Genomic DNA, 21845 nt, shown 5'->3' with positions numbered 1-21845 from the left:
TCAAACCCTTTAAAGCATTTGACTGACTATAACGATAAGCAAGAAGATACGCAAAGAAATGGTTGCGGGGGCAGGATTTGAACCTACGACCTTCGGGTTATGAGCCCGACGAGCTACCAGACTGCTCCACCCCGCGTCTGAGGATGTGCACTATAGTGAAGCGGCATTACGAACGCAAGCACTATTCGATAATAATGCGCTAAGTGCTTAAAAAGCACACGATTAGAGCACAGACAGCGTGCTTGCTTCAGGGTATACTGTGCGCCTCTTTGCGTTTTGGAATTTGCTATGCACCAATTTTATATTTCTTGTGCGAAAGGTTTGGAAGAACTTGTAGCACAAGAGCTCGAACAACTTCCTGTTCAGTCAATTAAGCTCACTCAAGGTGGGGTATTTTGTGAAGGCGATCGCGACGCTGCCTACCTCATGTGTTTGCATTTAAGAACGGCTAGCCGCGTATTGCTCTTGTTGCATACTGCAGACGTAAGAAATCGTGATGAACTCTTGCAGGCAACAACAAGTGTAGACTGGGCCGCCTTTGTCGACGCCAACGAGAGTTTCGCCATTCGTTTTAGCGGCACCAACGATCACTTGCGCCACTCGGGTTTTTCAGCGCAAGTTGTAAAAGATGGTTACCTTGATTATTGGCGTGCGCACAATCAACGCCCATCAGTAGACAAAGACCAACCTGGGGTAAACGTTTTTGTTTATTTACACCGCGATGTAGCGCGCTTCTTTCTCGATTTAAGCGGATTTGGATTACACGAGCGCGGCTACCGGCTCGGCAAAGGAGCGGCTCCTATTCGTGAAACCCTTGCTGCCGCCATCGCTATGCGCGCCCTTGCTGCAGTAGAAGCGAAAAGTGCATTATCGGTAGTAAGCGATCCTTGCTGTGGCTCAGGAACCTTACTTATTGAAGCGGCCATGCAGTTAACCGACTGTGCGCCCGGCTTGTTACGGGCACACTGGGGATTCTTCGCTTGGAATGAACACAATGCAGAGCGCTGGCGGGAGTTAAAAGACGCCGCCGAACAGCGCTTTGCAACGGGTAAAGCGAATTGCAAAAGCAAGTTCTATGCGAGCGATATAGACACAAAAGTACTGGCTCAAGCCAACCAAAACGCACATGCTGCGAACCTTGCGCAACTATTCGAGTTCGAGTGTGTGAACGCCACTGAACCTGCGTGGCGGTCTTTCGTTGCGCGTCCGAGTGAGCCCGATTCATCCTCAACGGGCTTGGTGATCAGTAATCCGCCTTACGGCGAACGGTTAGAAACACCGCTTGCAGCGCGAATATTTTATCGTAAATTCGGTGACAACTTACGCCAATTGCCTCAGCAATGGTTTACCGCATTGCTGGCACCCAGCGACGCCATGATGAAAGCAGTGCGCCTGCGCTCATTTAAAAAGTACAACTTTTTTAACGGCGCACTTAACGTGAAACTCGGTGTGTTTTCGCTGGCGAATCAAGGTGAGTTTTACGCCAAAGACAACACCGACATTGCCAACCGACTGAAAAAGAATTGGCAACAACGGCAAAAATGGGCGCGTAGAGAAGGCGTTGAGGCGTTTCGAATTTACGACGCGGATATGCCGGAATATAACGCTGCAATAGATTGTTATGGCGAACACTTAGTAGTGCAGGAATATGCAGCGCCGAAAGATATTCCAGATCATGTTGCAGAAAACCGTTGGTGGGATTTGGTTGACGCTATTTTGGCTACCTTACCTTTTACTGCAGAGCATATTCACACTAAGCAGCGTCGCCGCCAACAGGGCGACGCGCAGTATACCAAGCAGGAAACAAACGAAGAGCCGGTTCGTTTTGAAGTACAAGAATACAACGCTCGGTTTTGGGTTAACTTAACGGAATACCTCGACACCGGTTTATTTCTCGACCATCGTATTGCCCGAAAAACAATTCAGAATTTAGCGCGAGACAAACGGGTGCTCAATTTGTTTGCATACACGGGGGCAGCTTCGGTTCATGCTGGGCTGGGAGGTGCTAAACACATCACCACAGTAGATATGTCGCGCACTTATTTAAATTGGGCCAAAGATAACTTTCGTTTGAATCATCTTACCCTCGATAAACATGCGTTCATTCAAGCAGACTGCTTACAATGGCTCGACGAAGCACTTACACAAACGGAACGTTGGGACCTTATTTTTCTCGACCCGCCAACGTTTTCTAACTCCAAACGCATGGAAAGTGTGTTTGATATTGAACGTGATCATGTGGAGCTTATTCGCAAAGCAGCAACGTTATTAGCGCCCGGCGGGCTGCTTATTTTTTCAACCAATAAACGTCGCTTTAAGTTGTCGGTTAATGAGCTTAGCGCGCTCGGTTTCACCATAACCGACAAAACAAAGGCCACAATTCCGGAAGATTTTAAACGCCAGCGTGCCATTCATTACTGTTGGTTTATTGGCCATGAATGAGTTCTACTTACTCACTAAAGACGACTGTGGCTTATGTAAAGTGGCGATAACGCAACTTTACCAGACCCAACTCGACGAGCCTATTTCACTGCACATGGTTGATATTACGCAAGACCCCGCATTGCTTTTAGAATATGGGGCCATTGTGCCAGTGCTCGTTCGCGCCCACGATGATGCCGAACTTAAATGGCCATTTGAGGCTGAAAAATTAAAGGATTTTCTTACCGCATGAGTGTAGTTATTCGGTTAAATAACGCGAGTTTAGCCTTTGGTACCGCGCCCGTTCTCGCGCAGGCTAACTTGATAATCGACAAAGAAGAACGGTTATGTATTGTTGGCCGCAATGGCACAGGCAAGTCGAGCTTATTAAAAGTTTTAAAGGGTGATTTGCATCTCGACGATGGCAGCCGCCAAATTGACCCCAGTATTCGGGTGGCTATGCTCCCGCAAGATCCACCTCGCAAACTTGAAGCAACTATTTACGATTATGTGGCCGGCGCCTTTGAACAACTTAGTGCCACGCTTTCTGAATACATGAAGCTCAGTGCGGCATTAGAACATGACGCGTCGGAGTCTGTTTTGAATCGTTTAGCGAGGGTGCAAGATGTACTGGATACGCAAGGCGGTTGGGAAGTTCAGCAGCGAATTGAAACGACCTTAACCCGCCTCGGTTTAGAGCCGAGTGTGCAGTTGAACTCGCTTTCTGGAGGCTGGCTGCGCCGCGTGGCATTAGCAAGAGCTTGGGTGATTTCGCCAGACCTCTTGTTACTCGACGAACCCACCAACCACCTCGACGTTGAAACCGTGCAATGGTTAGAACAAACCTTAAAAGAGTTTAATGGTGCGATTGTTTTTATTAGCCATGATCGCGCATTTATTCGTTCACTCGCTACTCGAATTCTGGATCTAGACCGTGGCCAACTAACTTCTTTTCCGGGCGATTATGCGCATTACTTGGTTGAAAAGCAGCGGCTCTTAGAAGTTGAGCAAGCACAGAATGCCGAGTTTGACAAAAAGCTAGCGGAAGAAGAAGTGTGGATTCGCCAGGGTATTAAAGCACGGCGCACGCGCAACGAAGGGCGGGTGAGGGCGCTTGAAGCATTACGTGAAGAACGAAAAGCCCGCCGCGAGCAGCAGTCGGTTGCTGACTTTAGCGTAGTGACCGCGGAGCGATCTGGAAAAATTGTATGGGAAGCCGAGAACTTAACCTATCGAATTGCGGATAAAACACTGATCAAGAATTTTACCACCACCATTCAACGGGGCGACAAAATCGCATTTGTGGGACCTAACGGTTGTGGTAAAAGTACGTTACTGAAACTTATTTTAGGTCAACTTGAAGCGACTGAAGGGAAAAGCAAGCAAGGTACGAAGTTGAATGTGGCTTACTACGACCAGCACCGCGCCATTCTTGATCCTGAAAAAACGGTAGCTGACAACGTGGGCGAAGGGAAACAAGATGTAACCCATGGCGGTCGTACACGCCACATCTATTCTTATTTACAAGACTTTTTATTTACGCCACACCAAGCGCGAACGCCGTTAAAGGCGTTGTCGGGTGGGGAACGTAACCGCGTGCTATTGGCTAAAATTCTTTTACAAGACTGTAACTTGTTGGTGCTTGACGAACCTACCAATGATCTCGACGTGGAAACACTTGAGCTGCTGGAAAGTATTGTTACCGAATTTGCGGGCACCGTTTTGTTGGTGAGCCACGATCGTGAATTTATCGAAAATACCGCCAGCAGCGTGTTCTTGTTTGAAGGGCAAGGGCAGGTGACCGAAATTATCGGTGGCTTTAAAGAAGTTGAGCTTTATAAAACCAATAAAGCGGCGAAAAACGTAAAGATTGAAAATTCACAGGGAACTTCGACAACTAAAAGCGACTCACAGCAAGCACGCCCTTTAGCGAAGGGCGCGAACAAGTTATCATACAAGCTTAAACGAGAGCTCGAAGAAATTCCGGCACGCATTGAACAATTAGAACAAGAATTAGCTTCGCTACAAAGCGAGGTGAATGCGCCAGACTTTTTTCGTCGCGATAACAATGTAACGCAACCTATCTTAGAGCGAGTTCAGCAAATTGAAGAGACGATCAATAGCTTGCTTGAACGTTGGGACTACTTAGAAAATTTTCAGGATAACTAATGCATTTTCCAAAAACATTTAATAAAAGCTTATGCGCTACAGTCGTTGCCGGTACGCTCGGTAGCGCTCTTTCTCTTGGGGTGGTGAGTAGCGCGCAGGCAAGCGGCTATGAAGTTGTTGATGTAGGTTCGATACCTTACTCTTTTTCAATTACCGGTTTCGCAATTAACGACGCTGGACAGTTTGTGGGGACGGGTACAAACCTGCTCGACAATCAACTTCGTACGGATTTGTTGGACCCGGAAGTATTTCCCGAAATTGAAGATTTAAGCGACTTGAATCCACAAGAATGGTTGGGGGTTCGCAATTGGCTGAACCAGCGTGGTGGCGCACTCAACCAACCACGCGAACAAAAACTTTCGCGCTTTAAGGGCTTTTTGTTCAACGGAGAGTTCGAAGTTTTTAATGAACAGCTCGACATTATCGAGCCAGAAACAGGCGAACTTACGCGAAGCAATGACTTATTGCTGTATGGACTGAACAACCAAGGTTTTTTTGTTGGCGAATATCGCCCACCGTTTCTTCAGGTAAATGTAGAAGATCCTGAAGATCCAGAAGGTGAAATGTTACGCTTCTTTCAACGTGATCATCTACCCTTGGCCGCTGTTCACAATGGAACCAGCTTTAGTTTTTTAAATGGTGAAGCAGGTTTAGTTTACGGTGGAATGGCGCGTGCGCAAGCTATTAACGACGTGAATCAGGTGGTTGGTGTTGCGTCTGTTGGTGAGCGCGAGCGCCTTACCGAAGCCTTTGAGCGCTGTAGTGCGGAGTTTATTGAAAACGACGAAGGCGAGCAAATTCCAAATGTAGCACCATTGAACGCTTGTATGTATCGCTTTTGGGCTTCAGGGGAATATCTGTCAACACCTCGCCAGCCTTTTTACGAAGAGCAAGCCTATTTATGGGAACTCGACGGAAGCGGTAATGTTATTAATCAGCGCGCGCTGGGGGTAGCGTTTTCGTTACCTGAAGACGAAGAATTACCAGAAACCGGTTATATTCGCAGTGCGGCGAACGATATTAACAACGATGGTATTGCGGTTGGCGTAACAAACTATGTAGTTTCGACCAGCTCGCAAACCTATGCCACAGTTTTTAAAGACGGTGAAGCGACGTACGCGCTCGACACCTCAACAGCCGGCTTTACACAAAGCTATGCCATAGCTATTAACGACAATGGCTACATGGTAGGGCATGCGCGCCGTTTCCCATTGCAAACACCTCGCGACCGCATGTTCTTTAAAAACGTAAATAGCGACGAAGCCGCGACCTTCCCAGCAGGATTCTTTAACGACTCAAGCTGGCGGCCAACCGCGATTAACAACTCAAATATTGTGGTGGGAAATGCAGAGCGGGATCGCACCCAAGGACTTTCACGCAGAACCACAGGCTTTATGTATAACATTGATACACAAGAGCTTACTGACCTAAATACGCTACTAGAATGTAATTCTGAATACTATGTAGTAGATGCAATGGACATTAACGAGCATGGCGAAATTTTGGCGTTGGTTATTGGTGACCGCAGCGAAGAAGTGAACGGCCTCTTGTTTGAAAGCCCGGCAACCTACCCGGTTATTCTGCGTCCGTCAGAAGCGGTAGAAGGCTGTGGCGAAGAGAGTGAAGTGCAGGAACGTTCAGGTGCTTTCGTAACACCAATACAAAGCATTGCACTTGGCTTAATGGCTTTTGTGGCCTTTATAACAAGACGAAAGATTAACAAGAAATAAATTAAAAAACGTTCTAACTAAAAAGAACCGTTAGTTCAGTTGCTTAACAAAAGTGGCGCGAATTAACGGTTTTTTTCATTGAACTTTCATCGTTTTGTCACTATCACATAAGTGTGCCTTATGAAAAAGCACACGACAGTTTGACGACAAGAGGAAAGTAGAATGAAAAGACAAAAGCGAGATCGTTTAGAACGTGCACACGCGCAAGGTTTTAAAGCAGGCGTTTCTGGTCGTTCCAAAGAACTCTGTCCCTATCAAAATAGTGACATCCGCTCAGAGTGGCTTGGAGGGTGGCGAGATGCCATGGAAGCACGCAATGACGGTCTATACCAACGGTCGTAAACTTGGTATGCGATTTTATTATTCAGAATTTTGAAAAGGAGAGCCCGAGCAAATGCTCGGGCTTTTTCATGAGTAGCTCGAGTAGAGCGCTAAACGCGATTAAAAGTTTGACGTGTCGGTGAACAAGCCTACTTTTAAATCTTTCGCCGTGTAGATAACACGACCGTCGACTTCCACTTCACCGTCGGCAATACCCATATAGAGTTTGCGCTTTATCAGGCGTTTAAAATGCGCCCGATAAACCACTTTTTTAGCTGTTGGCAGAATTTGGCCGGTGAACTTAACTTCACCCACGCCTAAAGCACGACCACGACCGGGGCCTCCTGAGCAGGCAAGAAAAAAGCCAACCAATTGCCATAATGCGTCGAGCCCTAGACAACCCGGCATTACCGGGTCGCCGGGAAAGTGACACGCGAAGAACCAAAGGTCGGGATGAATGTCGAGTTCTGCTTCGACGTAACCCAGCCCATGCTCACCACCTTCGGCTTCCATACGCGTAACGCGATCCATCATGAGCATATTGGGCGCAGGAAGTTGGCTATTGCCGGGACCAAAAAGTTCACCGCGGCTACAAGCTAAAAGCTCATCACGGCTATAAGAAGACTGCATACGTTTATCCTATTCGTTAAATAATCGCGCCTAGCTTAGCGAACAGTTGTACGCTGAACAACTCTGAGCAGTGAATCAGTTAGATAATATACTTTTCATGAGAAATTTCCAGAATCCCGGCAAACCCTCCTATACCTTACCAGAAAGGCTCCTGAGACTGGCATAACCTGACATTATCATTGTTACTGGCCGACAATGGCCAGTGGCATATAATGCAGCACAATCAGTAGTTATCCATCAATGCATCAAAACACTAAAAACTGTTCACATCAATTACAACGTACGGTCCATAAAAGTAAATGAATAAAAAAATTAAACATGAGTACCAAATCAGTATGCGCTCAGCCATGGAGGCTGAACAAGTCAATGATTTAGACAATGCGTTTAAGTCTCTTGAAAGAGCGCATATTTTAGGGCAGAGATATTTTATACCGCACATAGCGACGCACTGGCAGATGTTACGAATTGGGCTTAAACGCAATGATAATCGCGAGGTTATTGGTCAGATCGTCCGTTTGATAGCAACGGTTCCGGGTTTTATATTTGGTTGGGTTCCAAGGGGAAATCCTGGAGGCGCGAATATCTCTGCTTTAAAGCCAGTGCCCTTGCCAGCTGACTTGCAACCCTTGCTAGCTGACAGCCCCATTTGGCGGGACGTCTTAATACGCCTGACTATTTACGCGGTTATCGTTTTAATCGTATTAGCATAAACACCCATACTATTGCCAAAACGTTCTTCGCTGCAGCCCAATGCTGCAGCGAAGCAGGTTAATGATTATTCCGTTTGCTGTTTGCGGTTATCGTTTTTGTGCACCCAATGATATAACACGGGCAATACCAACAATGTCAGCAAGGTTGACGAAATAATACCGCCAATCACCACTGTCGCCAGCGGGCGCTGCACTTCAGCACCGGTGCCAATATTAATCGCCATCGGCACAAAACCGAGGCTCGCGACCAAAGCGGTCATTAGCACAGGGCGCAACCGGGTAAGCGCGCCTTCCGTTATCGCTAACAGCAAGTCACCTTTCTCACGCCAGAGATCGCGAATAAAGCTCAGCATCACCAGACCGTTCAACACCGCTACGCCTGATAAGGCGATAAAGCCAATGCCAGCAGAGATTGATAAAGGCATACCCCTCAAATACAAGGCCAACACACCACCGGTGAGCGCCAACGGCACACCGCTGAAGATAATCAACGCATCTTTAAATGACGCAAAAGCCATCACCAGAATACCTAAAATCAGCAGCAACGTAACAGGCACCACAATGCTAAGGCGCTGACTGGCGGACTCCAGCTGCTCAAAAGTACCACCATAGTCCAGCCAGTAACCGGCTGGTAATGTAACGTCACGGTTGATTTGGGCCTTTACCTCTTCTACAAAACTACCAAGGTCTCGCCCGCGCACATTCGCGGTTACCACTACCCGGCGTTTGCCATTTTCACGACTAATTTGCGCCGGCGCAGGCGACACATCTAAGGTAGCCACTTCTTGTAACGGTACAAAGTCCCCATTTGGTAATGGCACCGGCAACACCGCCAGTTTGTCCAGATCGCGACGCAGGGTTTCCGGCAAGCGCACAATCAGCTCAAAGCGTCTGTCACCTTCATACAGAATACCGGCCGACGTACCTCCAATTGCCGCTGATACCCAGTCCTGTAGTTCAACCACATTTAAGCCGTAACGGGCAAGCGCAGTTCGGTTGGGGATCACCGACAAGGTTGGCAAACCAGTGACTTGTTCGACTTTAGTATCCGCAGCACCTTGCACCTTGTTGACCGCTTGCAGAATTTGATTAGCGCTTGTAACCAGCTGATCTAAATCATCACCAAATACCTTAATACCCAGATCTGCCCGTACACCGGAAATCAGTTCATTAAAACGCATCTGAATAGGTTGGGTAAATTCATAGTTATTGCCAGGCAATGTCGCCAAAGCAGCTTCCATTTCAGTGACCAATTGGGCTTTGGTTTTATCCGGATTGGGCCATTCACTGCGCGGTTTTAATATCACAAAGTTGTCAGCCACATTGGGTGGCATCGGATCGGTCGCCACTTCTGCCGTACCAATTCTGGCAAACACTTTATCAACCTCAGCAAAGGTTTTGATCTTCTGCTCCAGAATTTCCTGCATTGCAACGGCTTGTTCTAAGCCGGTGCCCGGAATACGCATGGCATGTAAAGCGATATCGCCCTCATCAAGCTGAGGCACAAACTCTGCCCCCAACGTGGTCGCCAACCACAGACACACACCAACCAGAGCACTGGCCAAACCAATCACCAGCCAGCGAAATTTGAGTGCCAGCGCTAATAGCGGTGCGTACAGGGTTTTAGCGCCTCTTATGACCGCACTTTCTTTTTCACTGATTTTACCATTTAAGAACACCGCCACAGCGGCAGGCACAATGGTCAGCGACAACACCATAGCGGATAACAGGGCCATCACCACAGTCGCTGCCATAGGATGAAACATTTTACCTTCGACACCGGTCAGCGAAAAAATAGGAATATACACGATAGTAATAATGGCCACACCGAACAAACTGGGCCGGATAACCTCTGCAGTTGCCAGATACACCGTATTTAAGCGCTCTTTTAGCGGTTGGATACGGCCGTTGTGCTGTGCCTGCGCCAGGCGGCGAACCGCATTCTCGACAATAATCACCGTACCATCAACAATTAAGCCAAAATCCAGCGCACCCAGGCTCATCAGGTTGGCAGAAACGCCGGCTTGTACCATGCCGGTAATGGTCATCAGCATTGATAGCGGGATCACCGCCGCAGTGATTAACGCCGCCCGCAGGTTGCCCAGCAGGATAAACAACACTACGATCACCAGTAATGCGCCTTCCAGCAGGTTTTTACTGACGGTTGCAATGGCTTTATCCACTAAGGTGGTGCGATCATATACGGCTTCAGCAATAATACCCTCTGGCAGAGAGCTTTTGATCTGCTCCAGCTTTTGCGCCACATCCCGTGCCACTGTGCGTGAGTTTTCACCAATTAACATCATGGCTGTACCCAGCACCGCTTCTTTGCCATCCTGAGTTGCCGCACCGGTTCGCAGCTCTTTGCCAATGGCAACGTCGGCAACGTCACTCAGCTTTACCGGTATAGCGTCGTATTGCGTAATAATGACATTGGCAATGTCATCCAGTGAGGTTAACTGACCGGGCGAGCGTACCAGCAGTTGCATGCCTTCACGTTCAATATAACCGGCGCCTCTGTTGTCATTGTTGGCTTGCAGGGCCAGCTCAATATCCTTAATACTCAGGCCATAATTAAGCAGTTTCAGTGGGTCGGGTAACACATGGTATTGCTTGTTATAGCCGCCAATACTGTTTACTTCCACCACACCTTTAACTTGTGCCAGCTGAGGTTTTATTATCCAGTCCTGGATTTCCCGCAGTGCCATGGCATCGTAAGGTGAACCATTTTGTTGCAGTGCACCCGGTTTGGCCTGCACGGTATACATAAAGATTTCACCAAGCCCGGTTGAAATAGGGCCCATTTCAGGCTCTATGCCCTCAGGTAACATATCCTTGATAGCGCCCAACCGGGTGTTGATTAAATTGCGGGCAAAGTAGATGTCCGTGCCTTCTTCAAACACCACCGTTACCTGTGACAAGCCATAGCGTGACAATGAGCGGGTATAACTTAAATTGGGTAAGCCATACAGGGCAGTTTCTACCGGATAGGTAATACGCTGCTCTGCTTCAAGTGGCGAATAACCTGGCGCCGCCGTGTTTATTTGCACCTGAACGTTAGTAATATCCGGCACTGCATCAATCGGTAACTGTTGGTAGCTCCAGCTACCAATGGCAATAATCAACAGTGTCAGCGTTAAAAATAGATACCGCCTCGCAATAGCCAGGCGCAATATGGATTCAATCATAGTGCCCCCTTAATGCGCGTGCTCGGCTTCAGATTTCTCAATATCCGCTTTTAACAGATAGCTATTTGTCGTGACATACCACTGGCCGGGCTGTAAACCGGCAATCACTTCGACATAATCCATGTCGCTACGGCCAAGCTGTAATGGGGTAAAGACATATTCGCTATTGTTTTTTACGAAGACTCCGCTTTTATTGTCCAGTATTTGAATGGCCGACTTTTTAACGGCAAGCTCAACGTTGAATTCACCGCTTATTACAGCACCCTCGATTAATTGCCCGGACGACAGTTTACCGTCACGGTTATCCAGCTTAACTCTGGCCAGTTGATAGGGCTGGGTTAATGACGGAATGATATGCGCAATTACGCCGTTAATCTCAGTGTCAGCGGCCATAATGACCACTGTTTGTCCTGTCGCGACAGCAACTTGTTGTGATGGGTACAGGCGAAAATCGGCCCACAGGCTGCCAAAATCAGCAATGCTGAACAGCGTCTGCTGCTGTGCGATTTCACCAACATTGGCGCTGCGCTGAATAATAACGCCGTCAATTGGCGCTTTAATGGTATAGGTATTTAAGCTCTCATTTGACTCGACAACGGCCAGTACATCGCCTGCTTTTACGCTGTCACCCAGGGAGAACCTCACCGAGGTAAGAATACCGGGAAAACGGGCATTAACATGGCTGATGCGGTTTGGATCAGCGCTAAGCTTGCCATAAACAACCTGATGTTGGCGTAATCGCTGGCTGTCAGCACGGTCTGTGACAATATTAACCGCCGTAGCCATATCATCACTAATGCGGCTGCTTAGGGTTTCGTTGTGTTCATGCTCGTCGTTTTCGTCGTGCCCTTCATGCTCATTGTGTTCTTCATGTTCTTCGTGCTCTTCATTTTTCTTAGTGTCAGATTGCGGCTTTACCGCTTGTTCTTTGGCATGGACGTGAGCTTGTTCTTGCTCATTGGCGGCCATTACATGCATCGGCATCAGCCAGGCTGCAATAAACATTGCCAGTGTTACATGTGGTTTCATAATGCTATCTTCCTGTATGTTCTGTTTGCCACGTCGCACAGTTAATGAAGTGCGGCAGCGGGGCAATAATCTTGTCAGTTACTGCGTTACCGGCTCGGCGGTAAGCTGTTCAATCGTCGCCTGGCTCAATAGCACCGCAGTGGCGGTTTCCAGTAAGTGTCTTTTTGCCTGCAACAATTCTTGCTGGGCATTAAGCCAATCCTGATAATTTGAGCGCCCGCGCTGGTATGCATCACGCGTAAGATCCAGCGCTTGTTCCAGGTTGGGGATCACGTACTGCGCCAACTGTTGGTGACTGGTAATAAATTGCTGTCGTTGCGAGTACGCATCAAACAAGCGTTCATGCAGGATCAGTAAGCTATCCTGCTGTCGATACTCGACATTGTTTCGCTCTGCCAGCGCAGCTTCGATGGCTGCACTATTGCGACGTTCAGCAAATAACGGCACTGAGATACCAAAGGTAAGGCCTGTATCATCACTGGCCTGATAGCGTCTTACCCCTACCTGCCAACTCAGATCGGCGCGATTCTGGCTTTGTGCCAGTCGCACTTCAGCGTCTTTTAACCGACGTTCAGAGGCAAAAATGGTTAACGCCGGCGATTGTTGCAGCCGCTGATACAGCTCAGCAAAAGGGCGGCTTTGGCCAAAAGCAAACAAGTTACCTGCCACAACGTTAAAGTTGGCGCTGGTATCACCCCAAAAACGTGCTATGGCTATTTTTTGCCGCTCAATGCGCTGCAACAGGGCGTCCCGCCCGATCTGAACCTGCGCCAGTTGCGCCTTTGCCCGCATGATTTCAGCATCTGACAAGGCACCGCTGGCGGCACGTTTTTCAGCGTTTTGCAGCAGGGCTTCTGAGAGCGCTACGGCCTCTTCTGTCAGTGTCAATTCCTGCTGGCTGGCCAATAGATTAATATAATTGCGGGTAAGCTCTGCCAGCACATCCAGGGTTTGCGCCTGTTGCTGCCATTCAAGAGTATTGAGCCTGGCGTCTACTACCGCGGCGCGCCATTGGGCTTTATTATCCAGCTCTATCACGGAAGATAAGGCGATTGTCAGCTCAGCACCGGCCAGCCCTCTGGCCTCTCCGGTGCCCGCAACATTCTCAAGCTCTACACCGAGTTGATAACCGGGTTTAAGGCTTTGCAAATCACGCTCTGCAAACAGACGCTGTTGCGTAAATTTAAACTGATGCAGCTGCGGGTTGTGTTGCAGCGTTTTATCTATTGCCTGTTGTAATGTCAGTGCTTGCGGCTCGGCACGTAGCGGAAGCGCGCAAAATACCGCCGCCAGTATTGCTGGCAGCATTAGTGTCATACGCATGGGTATGCTCCTGAAAGTTAATCGTTAATAAAAAAAGATAAACAAGCAGGTTCAGATATTTGGCGGCGGCACCGGTGGGCGATAGCTAATGAGGTTTAACCCTGGTTGGGTAGCGGCTATAACACTGTCACGGAAGTTAAGCAGTTCCATGCCCTGAAAAAAAGCGATATAGCAGGTGACATGAGCATGATTACTGTGTTCGTCGGTATCATGCTCAGAGTTATGTTCAACGTTATGTGCAGTGACTTGCTCATTGCTTACGTCGAAAAGGCTATCTGAGTGGCAGTGTTCATGTTGAAGATCCGTGTAGGCATGGGCATGATCGGGCAAATGCATAACTAACGCATCACAGGCCATCACGGCATGATTCAGCATAATCAGCAACAGTAATAATAAGCCTGATGTACGACCTAACATAAATCCCTCAGTAAGTTAGCGCCACATGGTAGCGCTATTGCGACTTAACAACAAGCTACGCTTTTAGCTGTAAGATCCTGCGTGCGCCATTAAGTACAACTAATCCAATGATGAACCCTATCACCAAATCCGGATAGCGTGACCCGGTCCAGGTGACTAATAATCCGGCCAAAATCACCCCAGCATTTGCGATAACGTCATTTGCAGAAAATATCCAACTGGCTTTCATATGCGCGCCGCTTTCTTTTTGTTGATGAATTAACGAAAGACAGATCACATTAGCAACCAAAGCAATAGCGCCCATAATTAACATCAACGTCGACACAGGCTCGCTACCAAACAGGTAGCGCCGTATAACCTCACTGATAACCCCAAAAGCTAAAATTAATTGCAGCCAGCCGGCAAGCTGTGCGGCGTTTAATTGAACCTTGCTACTACGCCCGACTGCGTATAGCGCAACCCCGTATACCGCTGCATCGGCAAACATATCCAGAGAGTCGGCTATTAACCCGGTTGATTGAGCCAGCCAACCGGTCACAAACTCTACTGCAAACATCACCGCGTTAATGCCCAGCAACCACTTTAAAATTAACCTCTCACGCTGCGAACCTGATGCTGTGGATTGTCTGGCCTGCGTTACCTCTTCGCGTTTCACCGGTCCGGTCTTTGTCAGCGATGCGCCCAGCCCTAAGCTGTGCATTTTTGTTGCAATTTCATTGGCATTTACCGTGTGAAAAACGCGAACCTGCCTTTGTGGGATATCAAACTGTAACAGAACACCAGGCTCAACTGTTTCCAGCGCCATACGGATCAAACGCTCTTCGGCAGGGCAGTCCATTTTAGGCACCCTGAATTCACTAAGGTAGGCATATTTTGCATGCTTATCAGGTGCATCAACGGCGCTATTTTCACTGTTGCCCGTTTCGCTACATTTATCATTGGAACAGCATTTTGCATTCATAACCGATAAACCTTGGGTTGATATGAAACCTAGTTTAAACTCTGTAGTTACTATAGAGTCAATAGGCAGTATCGAGATGATCAAGATTGGAGAGCTGGCAAAAATCTCTGGCTGTTCTGTGCAAACCATCCGTCACTATGAAAAGGAACAGCTTCTTGCTGCGAAATTACGTAGCGATGGTAATTTCCGCCTCTACGATCACGCTGATATCGAGCGGTTGTTATTCATTAAACACTGCCGGAGTTTAGATCTGAGTTTGGCAGAAATTCGTCAGTTACTGACACTGCATCACTCGCCTATGTCGCAGTGTGATGATGTCAATCAGATGATTGAACAGCATATCGAGCAGGTAGAACGTCGCATAGCGGATTTAACGCAGCTTAATAAACAACTAAAGGCTTTACGTCTTAGCTGCAACTCGAAGCGCACGGTAGAGCACTGTGGTATTTTAAAACAACTGAATGAAGCCGTTAGTCAAACCAACTAAGTTGTTATCAGCAATAAATAGGTGAGTCTTAATGCACCAGCACAACCATTCACATATCAAAGACGACAGCGACAACCGGATCGCTATGGCTTTTTTTCTGAATGTGGGTTTCACCATAATTGAGTTTATCGGCGGTTGGTTAACCAACAGCACAGCAATTATGGCAGATGCAGTGCATGACCTGGGTGATAGCTTATCTATTGGCAGTGCATGGCTGTTGAACCGGCTTGGCCGAAAGTCTGCAAACCGACAATTTACTTACGGCTACCGCAGATTGTCATTGTTTGGCGCCTTAATTAACGGCTTGGTATTGATTGCCGGATCGGTTTGGGTACTGACTGAGGCAATACCGCGGCTGGCTAACCCGGTAATGCCAGTGACAGAGGGAATGCTGACTTTAGCTGTGCTGGGTGTTGCAGTCAATGGCTTTGCCGCTTACCGCTTGAGTAAAGGAAATACACTGAATGAAAAAGTGCTGAATTGGCATTTGCTTGAAGACGTTCTTGGGTGGGTTGCAGTTTTGGTTGTGGCTATTGTGTTGCAATTTGTGGATTGGCCTATCCTTGACCCTTTGCTTTCTATTGGTTTCACCTTATTTATTTTGGTTAATGTTTTACGAAACCTCAGCACAACTGCGCGTTTATTTCTGCAAGCCGCGCCAGATAGCAAATTGCAAAATGAAATCCAAGATACTTTGCTGAAAATTGATGAGTTAGACAGCATTCATCACCTGCATCTCTGGTCGCTTGATGGTGAACATCATGTACTTACAGCACATGTGGTAACCCACGCCAGCAAGGCATTTACTGCAAACCATTATGCCGATATTAAGCTGCGTATTGCTAACGCATTGGAGCAGTTTGATTTATCACATACCACGATAGAACTGGAGTTAACACAAGAACAATGTCGGGATGAAGTCCCGGATAAGGTGCAGTGAAGTGACCATCATTACAACGTTAGGTTTATTTATCATTACTGCAATAGCAGAAATTGTCGGCTGCTATTTGCCTTACCTGTGGCTGAAAAAAGGAGCTTCAGCCTGGGTGCTGCTGCCTGCTGCAATCAGTCTGGCATTATTTGCCTGGTTGTTAACGCTTCACCCAACGGCTGCTGGACGTGTTTATGCGGCTTATGGCGGAGTATACGTAACAATAGCAATAGTCTGGTTGTGGGGAGTAGATGGCATTCAACCACACCGCAGGGATCTGGCTGGCGTGGGGCTAATGCTCGCAGGCATGGCAGTGATCATGTTTGCTCCCAGATGAAGCAGACTGTACTCGGAGCATCGGTTTGAAAGTGAGTAAATGGCGAAATAATGAATTTCATAAAAAACATATTCTTAGTCATCATTATATGAGAAATTTCCCGAATCCCGGCTAACCCTCTTAATCGCTCGTGCCAAACCAGCGCGAAAATAACGAACGATGGCGCGGCCGCTCGTCGTCATGAAAGTCTTTTAAGCGCTGCCGAATGCGGCCAAATAGAGTTTGTTCGGTAATTGAGCCAGGGTCACCACATTCCACGCCCATCAGCAATTCAACAGCTTCGGTCACATGTTTCACTGCGTAAACGTTAAATAAGCCATTTTCGACCGCTTTAATAATATTCTGTGGCAAATGTAAATTGAGGCGATTCGACAGTGGTACGATTACGCCATGGCTGCCGTCTAAACCGCGCCGCTCACAAATTTTAAAATAGCCGGAAATTTTCTCGTTGATACCGCCAACCGCTTGCACATTACCAAATTGATCGATTGCGCCGGTCACCGCTATGCTCTGACGAATAGGTTGTTCACCCAGCGCAGAAAGCAAGCAACAGAGCTCGGCGAGCGAAGCGCTGTCGCCGTCCACTTCGTGGTAGCTTTGTTCAAAAACAAGGGTTGCCGAAAGCGGCATCGGGTCTCGTTGAGCAAATAAATTGGCAAGATAAGCGGTCAAGATCATCACGCCTTTGGTATGAATACTTCCACTTAGCTCCGATTTTCGCTCGATGTCGATAATATCGCCGTCACCGTAATGCACGGTGGCGGTAATTCGCGAGGGTTCGCCAAATTCGGCCCCCGCCATAGTAACAACGGTTAAACCATTGATTTGGCCTATGGTTGTGCCCGATGTGTCAATTTGAATTTGCTGTTCGAGAATATTTTGCCAACTCATTTCAGCAATGCGAGAGCCGCGAAAACGTTGCCGCTTCTCCACTTCATGAATGTGCTGGGCGGTGATCATGGAGCTATGTTCGTCATTTGCGACAGCGTCGGCTTCTTCAAGCAATTGCATGAGGCGCACGGTGTCGAGGCAAAGCTCATATTGGTGTTCGCACAAACTCGATGCATACCGTAGGAGGGCGTGTAAACCACTTTGCTCCAGATCACGGTGTCCGGTTTTGTTTTGAACGTATGAAAGGTAACTTAAATAAGCGCTAGGTGTTATTTTTTCAATATTAACCGACGCTGTGAAATCAGCAATGTAAGGGAAAAAATTACTAAAATCCGGATCAAGTTCGTCGAGCTGATTAAAGAGATAACTTGGCCCTGTAAGAATAACTTTTAAATCCAGCGGAACCGGCTCGGGTTCATAGAATACTGCCGTTTGCCCTTCACCTGGCTGAGGCCATTCAAAACGTTTTTGCCGTAAGGCATGTTTTAATTGACGCCATAATTTAGGATCCTGCAGTAACTCTGCAGCGTCGATGACCAAGGTTCCGCCGTTTGCCTTAAGAATAGCGCCCGGGCGAATGAGGTGAAGTTCGGCACTTACCGTTCCTTCAACACTTTGTAAGCGGATATCACCAAATAAGCGATCGGCAGTTACACGGTCACAAAATACATAGCCAGGGGCTTCCTGTTTATGAGTGACAATGATATTGGCTAACTCATTGCCTGGAAGATCTTCAAAGGCTTTGTTTTCGATAAGTTCGAGGTAATGACTAAAAGGAGTAGACGGGTATAGCTTACGCAGCTCATCAGCGATACCTTTACGGTTACCAATAGGTTGATTTAAAAGCTCCCATAAGCCGGTAATGGCAGGCTCAGCACTGCCTAAAGGTAGAGAAATACAAAGTGGGGCATGTGGGTCGTCGGGATTAGCCAAATATACCCAGTCACATTGATTTCGTACTGGCCATTGCTGTAATTGTGCGGTTTCTTGCAATACATCGCTTACTACAATACCTGCCGGCAACGCCAAATAGGCATGACCATAAGAAGATCGTGAACGCATAGACTGTGATAAAGCGAGTAGGGCGCGCTCTTGGCCAATCAGTGCACTTGCATACAGAGGAGTGCTTGAGTTTTCTTCTTTTTGCGCCAACCAGCGCTCGGGCTGCGACGATAAAAGTTCGGGTGTTAACGAGCAGCTTGAAGCGTGTGAGAATAGATCCGCCATAAATTCCAAAAAAGTAATCAGTTATACACGCTATGATAGCCGAATTGAGGTGCTTTCCATAGCTCGGAAATAGTTGAGCATTGGAGCAATGAATCGCTTTGCTTCTACGCTGCGTATCTTTACCTAGATTGGTTGGTACTTTCGTTCTTTTTGTTCTTAAAATAGGAACGAGAAAATCATGTACGGGCCGCTTTCAAGGCTCAAAAGAATAAAAAAAAGGAATTGTATAATGACTTTTTGTAAATCTCGTTTGCTTTTAAAACAATGTGTTGTGCTAAGTGGCCTTTTATTTATTCAGAATACTGCGTTAGCAGGCGAAGATGGTGAGTCCACTACACCTAGCATGCCATCCCCAAGCTGGAGTGTTGGCTTTGCGGTCATCAATGCACAGCCTAGTTACCGCGGCGACAACTCCAGTGCACTGGCTGTACCGGTTATTAACTTTGAGAGTGAACGTTTTTACTTCCGTGGTATAGAGCTTGGTTATCGACTTGGCGCTAACCTCAGCCCACGGGCTGCCCATAGCTTTACGGCTATTGCCCGCGTCGTTCCTTCAAGTTTTGACCCTAAAGAAAATCGCATTGCGGAGCTTCAACAACTCGACAAGCGGGATATTCGCATTGAAACAGGGCTTAATTATCGTTATCGCCAGCCTTGGGGTGACATTAATGCGGAAGTGACACTCAATGCGCGCGGTTTAGACACGGGGTACAGAGGCGCTGTACGCTATGAATATGGACTCAGTAAACAGCCCCTTATTTGGCAGTTTGGGCCACGCCTCGGGGTGGAGTACTTTAGTGAAGACTATGTGAATTACTTCTACGGAATCAGCGCAACAGAAGCGCAGCGCTCTGGTTTAGCAGCCTACTCAGGAACCGATAGCTTTAATTTAGCGGCGGGCGTTGGCGGTTATTTTCGCTTTAGTGAACGCTGGACCTTAGGTGGGCAATGGAACCGTACTTTTGTAGATGAAAATATTACCGACAGCCCAATGAGTGCGAATAGAGACCTTTACACCACCTTTATTTTTGTGAGCTACCGATTTTAATACTGAAATTGATGAAACAGAATGAAAAAGGCGCAGCTACAGCCGCGCCTTTTTTAAAACCGTTAGCAATGCCCTTAAAAACGGTAGCTCATACCAATGCGGAATTCGTTGCTCACCTGATCGGTGTTAACGCTGTAACCACCGGTCACTAAGAACTGGCCGGAAAGGGCGTAATCTAAGCCAAAATTGAGCCGCATAAAGCCGTTACCTGCGGTGTCATGAATCAATTCTGCTTTGGAGTTAAGCTCAGGTGTGAGGCCGTGGCGCACACCCGCACCAAACCATGCGCCACTTGTAGAGTCGTAATTGCTGTAACCACCGACCAGATGAACAGGTGCACTGCCGAGTGCTAAATCCGTTTGATAACTAACCCCAGCGCGAACTGTCGAAAAGTCAGTTTCACCGATGTCGAGTGTACCGGAAAGTCGTTCATTAAAATAAAGCTTACCGTTAAATAGCACGCCCGTGCCACGGAAGTCGTAATAACTTAAGCTCACTTCATTGGCCTGTGTTGCAATGCTGGTAGAAGCCATCGCTAGCAACGCCGCAATCGATACTTTATTTGTTAAACGCATAAAAACTCCTTTTGTAAACTCACTTCAAGTGTAAAGAAGCTCTCCGAATATAGCGACCTCAGCCACGTTAAACTTTAGCAAAGACCGCGAGCAAGTTCGTTTTTAATGCGCTCTAACAGGTCGCTAACGTCGCGACCGTCGGCTAAAGCATGGTGCAGATGAACTGCAACCGGAAAGGATGCAGAGCTGGATTCAGCAACATCAACAGTAGTGACTTTACCCACGGATATTTTCGGTACGCTATCGTGACGGGAAAACGCGCGTGCGTGGCTTATCGAAGAAAAATTTACCCAAGGTACGGCAGAAAAATGGACCACGTCTAAGCGCGGCTCAGGCCCCAAACGAGGAGAAAATAAGGTTGTTTCTTGTTGAACCAACTGCGTTTCGTGCACGGCTGCGGCTTCGAATTGGCTGTAATCCTGGGAAAACGGAAAGAACCCAAAACCAAAGGTGCCGTTCGCACGCATAATTGTTGCCGACACATGAATAGTTTTAAAAAGAACGGGCTGTTGGTTGCGAATGCGAAGCCGAGTTGCTTGCGTAGTATTTACGGCGCACATCACCGCATGCAGGTAGCGTAAATAGAACGACGTATTTTTATCACGTTTACAGAAGCTCCACAGCGGAGTGCATTCCACCTGGCTGGTGATTCCAAAATAAGGTTCCTCAAACTGAGAGAAGAATTCAAAGTGTTGCCGACGTGGCCATTGGCTCAGCTCAATCGTTTCAAAGGGCGAATGCAGATGCGACATAAAAAACCTCATTAAAAGAAAAACCTAGGTTATTCGAATGGTGAAAAAACGCAAGTGAGCCCGAACCCTGTTGAGTGCCATACTGATGGATAACTTCGCATAATATATATTATGTTAAATTAAGTATTGATGTCAGATAGCCTCCTGTAGAACGCGCCTCGCCCAAAGCGCCCCTCTTAAATTTCGGATTCGTTTTCGTTGTAATGCAATGTGAAAGGAATTTCGTGTTTGCCGAATGCGGTGGTTACATGCCCTTTGCCAACAATTCGAATCGGCGGTAACGAACGATTTCGCGTTAAGTTAATGCCTTCATTGAGCAAAGCGCGGCCACTCACTTGGGCAAATAGCTGCACACGCTCTTCGCCACCTCGCGCTTTAATGGTTACCGGTGACCCCATAGTGCCGTCTGCTATTTGCGTGTTACCGGCAAAAACTTGATAGTCGATGGTGGTTAAGGTTAAGTCGATACGACTTTCATTCAGCATTCGTACGTTTATGGCAATGTCGGCTGCTATGGTTGGTAGAATACCACCGGTGTCGCGCATGCCAATTTCCACATCCACCGATTCTATCTGGTAACTTACGTTGTTTTTAATGTCTTCGGTTATCGCTGAACAGCCGGCTAACACAGTGCTTAAAGCGACTAATGCAATGAATGTTTTCAAGGCTTTCATGTGTTTTTTCTCCGTATGCATAGT

20 protein-coding genes and 1 tRNA gene are annotated in these 21845 nt (G+C 47.5%); 10 read left to right on the top strand and 11 right to left on the bottom strand.

The window, feature by feature from the left end:
* Positions 1 to 59: 59 nt before the first annotated feature.
* A tRNA-Met gene (locus tag DQW12_RS01195) sits at positions 60 to 136 on the bottom strand.
* A 152-nt stretch (positions 137 to 288) separates the two neighbouring features.
* Between DQW12_RS01195 and rlmKL the strand changes: the two genes are divergently transcribed.
* From rlmKL to rmf, 5 genes are all read left to right on the top strand, one after another.
* Entirely contained in the window at positions 289 to 2442 is a 2154-nt protein-coding gene (rlmKL, locus tag DQW12_RS01190; RefSeq protein WP_113905886.1) for a bifunctional 23S rRNA (guanine(2069)-N(7))-methyltransferase RlmK/23S rRNA (guanine(2445)-N(2))-methyltransferase RlmL, read from the top strand.
* Positions 2435 to 2674, top strand: coding sequence for a glutaredoxin family protein (locus DQW12_RS01185; protein ID WP_113905885.1), 240 nt, complete (start codon positions 2435 to 2437; stop codon positions 2672 to 2674). The genes rlmKL and DQW12_RS01185 overlap by 8 nt, the downstream gene beginning before the upstream one ends.
* On the top strand, positions 2671 to 4590 hold the full coding sequence (uup, locus tag DQW12_RS01180; RefSeq protein ID WP_113905884.1) for an ATP-binding cassette ATPase Uup: 1920 nt from the start codon (positions 2671 to 2673) through the stop codon (positions 4588 to 4590). The genes DQW12_RS01185 and uup overlap by 4 nt, the downstream gene beginning before the upstream one ends.
* Positions 4590 to 6320, top strand: a complete 1731-nt coding sequence (locus DQW12_RS01175; RefSeq protein WP_113905883.1) for a DUF3466 family protein — start codon at positions 4590 to 4592, stop codon at positions 6318 to 6320. The genes uup and DQW12_RS01175 overlap by 1 nt, the downstream gene beginning before the upstream one ends.
* Positions 6321 to 6482: 162 nt before the next feature.
* Positions 6483 to 6662 (top strand): ribosome modulation factor, encoded by a 180-nt coding sequence (gene rmf / locus DQW12_RS01170; RefSeq protein ID WP_113905882.1) that lies wholly within the window; start codon positions 6483 to 6485, stop codon positions 6660 to 6662.
* A gap of 99 nt (positions 6663 to 6761) precedes the next feature.
* Here rmf and fabA read toward each other — a convergent pair whose 3' ends face one another.
* Positions 6762 to 7271 (bottom strand): 3-hydroxyacyl-[acyl-carrier-protein] dehydratase FabA, encoded by a 510-nt coding sequence (fabA, locus tag DQW12_RS01165; protein ID WP_113905881.1) that lies wholly within the window; start codon positions 7269 to 7271, stop codon positions 6762 to 6764.
* Positions 7272 to 7570: 299 nt separating this feature from the next.
* On the opposite strand from fabA, the gene DQW12_RS01160 reads away from it, so the two are divergent.
* A complete protein-coding gene (locus DQW12_RS01160; protein ID WP_008985542.1) occupies positions 7571 to 7981 on the top strand; it encodes a DUF3703 domain-containing protein in 411 nt (136 codons plus the stop codon).
* A 65-nt stretch (positions 7982 to 8046) separates the two neighbouring features.
* Here the strand turns inward: DQW12_RS01160 and DQW12_RS01155 are convergent, their stop codons facing one another.
* The 5 genes from DQW12_RS01155 to DQW12_RS01135 form a co-directional block, all read right to left on the bottom strand.
* Positions 8047 to 11169: an efflux RND transporter permease subunit gene (locus DQW12_RS01155; RefSeq protein ID WP_113905880.1), complete on the bottom strand. Its 3123-nt coding sequence runs from the start codon at positions 11167 to 11169 to the stop codon at positions 8047 to 8049.
* 9 nt (positions 11170 to 11178) lie between these two features.
* Positions 11179 to 12198, bottom strand: coding sequence for an efflux RND transporter periplasmic adaptor subunit (locus DQW12_RS01150; RefSeq protein ID WP_113905879.1), 1020 nt, complete (start codon positions 12196 to 12198; stop codon positions 11179 to 11181).
* Positions 12199 to 12276: 78 nt separating this feature from the next.
* Positions 12277 to 13521, bottom strand: a complete 1245-nt coding sequence (locus DQW12_RS01145) for a TolC family protein (protein WP_113905878.1) — start codon at positions 13519 to 13521, stop codon at positions 12277 to 12279.
* A gap of 51 nt (positions 13522 to 13572) precedes the next feature.
* Complete coding sequence (locus DQW12_RS01140; protein WP_113905877.1) at positions 13573 to 13938, bottom strand: cobalt transporter; 366 nt, start codon at positions 13936 to 13938, stop codon at positions 13573 to 13575.
* 55 nt (positions 13939 to 13993) lie between these two features.
* On the bottom strand, positions 13994 to 14899 hold the full coding sequence (locus DQW12_RS01135) for a cation efflux transmembrane domain-containing protein (RefSeq protein ID WP_113905876.1): 906 nt from the start codon (positions 14897 to 14899) through the stop codon (positions 13994 to 13996).
* A gap of 76 nt (positions 14900 to 14975) precedes the next feature.
* Here DQW12_RS01135 and cadR point away from each other — a divergent pair, with 76 nt between their 5' ends.
* The 3 genes from cadR to DQW12_RS01120 are packed head-to-tail and all read left to right on the top strand — an operon-like array spanning position 14976 to position 16654.
* Complete coding sequence (cadR, locus tag DQW12_RS01130) at positions 14976 to 15386, top strand: Cd(II)/Pb(II)-responsive transcriptional regulator (protein WP_440582354.1); 411 nt, start codon at positions 14976 to 14978, stop codon at positions 15384 to 15386.
* A 31-nt stretch (positions 15387 to 15417) separates the two neighbouring features.
* Positions 15418 to 16326 (top strand): cation diffusion facilitator family transporter, encoded by a 909-nt coding sequence (locus DQW12_RS01125; protein ID WP_113905875.1) that lies wholly within the window; start codon positions 15418 to 15420, stop codon positions 16324 to 16326.
* Complete coding sequence (locus tag DQW12_RS01120) at positions 16301 to 16654, top strand: YnfA family protein (protein ID WP_440582353.1); 354 nt, start codon at positions 16301 to 16303, stop codon at positions 16652 to 16654. The genes DQW12_RS01125 and DQW12_RS01120 overlap by 26 nt, the downstream gene beginning before the upstream one ends.
* 120 nt (positions 16655 to 16774) lie before the next feature.
* Here the strand turns inward: DQW12_RS01120 and DQW12_RS01115 are convergent, their stop codons facing one another.
* A complete protein-coding gene (locus tag DQW12_RS01115; protein WP_113905873.1) occupies positions 16775 to 18772 on the bottom strand; it encodes a Lon protease family protein in 1998 nt (665 codons plus the stop codon).
* A 229-nt stretch (positions 18773 to 19001) separates the two neighbouring features.
* Here DQW12_RS01115 and DQW12_RS01110 point away from each other — a divergent pair, with 229 nt between their 5' ends.
* On the top strand, positions 19002 to 19820 hold the full coding sequence (locus tag DQW12_RS01110) for a MipA/OmpV family protein (RefSeq protein WP_157957814.1): 819 nt from the start codon (positions 19002 to 19004) through the stop codon (positions 19818 to 19820).
* Positions 19821 to 19894: 74 nt separating this feature from the next.
* Here DQW12_RS01110 and DQW12_RS01105 read toward each other — a convergent pair whose 3' ends face one another.
* The 3 genes from DQW12_RS01105 to DQW12_RS01095 all read right to left on the bottom strand — a co-directional run bounded on the left by DQW12_RS01105 (position 19895) and on the right by DQW12_RS01095 (position 21821).
* Positions 19895 to 20395 carry a hypothetical protein gene (locus DQW12_RS01105; RefSeq protein WP_113905871.1) on the bottom strand — a complete coding sequence of 167 codons (501 nt, stop codon included), beginning with the start codon at positions 20393 to 20395 and terminating at the stop codon, positions 19895 to 19897.
* Positions 20396 to 20469: 74 nt separating this feature from the next.
* Positions 20470 to 21147: a CatA-like O-acetyltransferase gene (locus DQW12_RS01100; RefSeq protein ID WP_157957813.1), complete on the bottom strand. Its 678-nt coding sequence runs from the start codon at positions 21145 to 21147 to the stop codon at positions 20470 to 20472.
* Between the two features lie 176 nt (positions 21148 to 21323).
* On the bottom strand, positions 21324 to 21821 hold the full coding sequence (locus DQW12_RS01095) for an LEA/WHy family protein (RefSeq protein WP_157957812.1): 498 nt from the start codon (positions 21819 to 21821) through the stop codon (positions 21324 to 21326).
* Positions 21822 to 21845 lie beyond the last annotated feature (24 nt).

This window comes from Aliidiomarina celeris, assembly GCF_003316875.1.
Taxonomy (GTDB): Bacteria; Pseudomonadota; Gammaproteobacteria; order Enterobacterales; family Alteromonadaceae; genus Aliidiomarina; species Aliidiomarina celeris.
This window is presented reverse-complemented; position numbering and strand designations above follow the sequence as displayed.

What these genes read in the sequence shown, in the direction of transcription:
- rmf (WP_113905882.1), top strand. Translation starts at nt 6,483, where the DNA reads ATGAAAAGACAAAAGCGAGATCGTTTAGAACGTGCACACGCGCAAGGT.
- DQW12_RS01110 (WP_157957814.1), top strand. Translation starts at nt 19,002, where the DNA reads ATGACTTTTTGTAAATCTCGTTTGCTTTTAAAACAATGTGTTGTGCTA.
- DQW12_RS01125 (WP_113905875.1), top strand. Translation starts at nt 15,418, where the DNA reads ATGCACCAGCACAACCATTCACATATCAAAGACGACAGCGACAACCGG.
- DQW12_RS01140 (WP_113905877.1), bottom strand. Translation starts at nt 13,938, where the DNA reads ATGTTAGGTCGTACATCAGGCTTATTATTACTGTTGCTGATTATGCTG.
- cadR (WP_440582354.1), top strand. Translation starts at nt 14,976, where the DNA reads ATGATCAAGATTGGAGAGCTGGCAAAAATCTCTGGCTGTTCTGTGCAA.
- DQW12_RS01160 (WP_008985542.1), top strand. Translation starts at nt 7,571, where the DNA reads ATGAATAAAAAAATTAAACATGAGTACCAAATCAGTATGCGCTCAGCC.
- DQW12_RS01175 (WP_113905883.1), top strand. Translation starts at nt 4,590, where the DNA reads ATGCATTTTCCAAAAACATTTAATAAAAGCTTATGCGCTACAGTCGTT.
- rlmKL (WP_113905886.1), top strand. Translation starts at nt 289, where the DNA reads ATGCACCAATTTTATATTTCTTGTGCGAAAGGTTTGGAAGAACTTGTA.
- DQW12_RS01105 (WP_113905871.1), bottom strand. Translation starts at nt 20,395, where the DNA reads ATGCGTTTAACAAATAAAGTATCGATTGCGGCGTTGCTAGCGATGGCT.
- fabA (WP_113905881.1), bottom strand. Translation starts at nt 7,271, where the DNA reads ATGCAGTCTTCTTATAGCCGTGATGAGCTTTTAGCTTGTAGCCGCGGT.
- uup (WP_113905884.1), top strand. Translation starts at nt 2,671, where the DNA reads ATGAGTGTAGTTATTCGGTTAAATAACGCGAGTTTAGCCTTTGGTACC.
- DQW12_RS01135 (WP_113905876.1), bottom strand. Translation starts at nt 14,899, where the DNA reads ATGAATGCAAAATGCTGTTCCAATGATAAATGTAGCGAAACGGGCAAC.
- DQW12_RS01155 (WP_113905880.1), bottom strand. Translation starts at nt 11,169, where the DNA reads ATGATTGAATCCATATTGCGCCTGGCTATTGCGAGGCGGTATCTATTT.
- DQW12_RS01115 (WP_113905873.1), bottom strand. Translation starts at nt 18,772, where the DNA reads ATGGCGGATCTATTCTCACACGCTTCAAGCTGCTCGTTAACACCCGAA.
- DQW12_RS01150 (WP_113905879.1), bottom strand. Translation starts at nt 12,198, where the DNA reads ATGAAACCACATGTAACACTGGCAATGTTTATTGCAGCCTGGCTGATG.
- DQW12_RS01120 (WP_440582353.1), top strand. Translation starts at nt 16,301, where the DNA reads ATGAAGTCCCGGATAAGGTGCAGTGAAGTGACCATCATTACAACGTTA.
- DQW12_RS01185 (WP_113905885.1), top strand. Translation starts at nt 2,435, where the DNA reads ATGAATGAGTTCTACTTACTCACTAAAGACGACTGTGGCTTATGTAAA.
- DQW12_RS01100 (WP_157957813.1), bottom strand. Translation starts at nt 21,147, where the DNA reads ATGTCGCATCTGCATTCGCCCTTTGAAACGATTGAGCTGAGCCAATGG.
- DQW12_RS01095 (WP_157957812.1), bottom strand. Translation starts at nt 21,821, where the DNA reads ATGAAAGCCTTGAAAACATTCATTGCATTAGTCGCTTTAAGCACTGTG.
- DQW12_RS01145 (WP_113905878.1), bottom strand. Translation starts at nt 13,521, where the DNA reads ATGCGTATGACACTAATGCTGCCAGCAATACTGGCGGCGGTATTTTGC.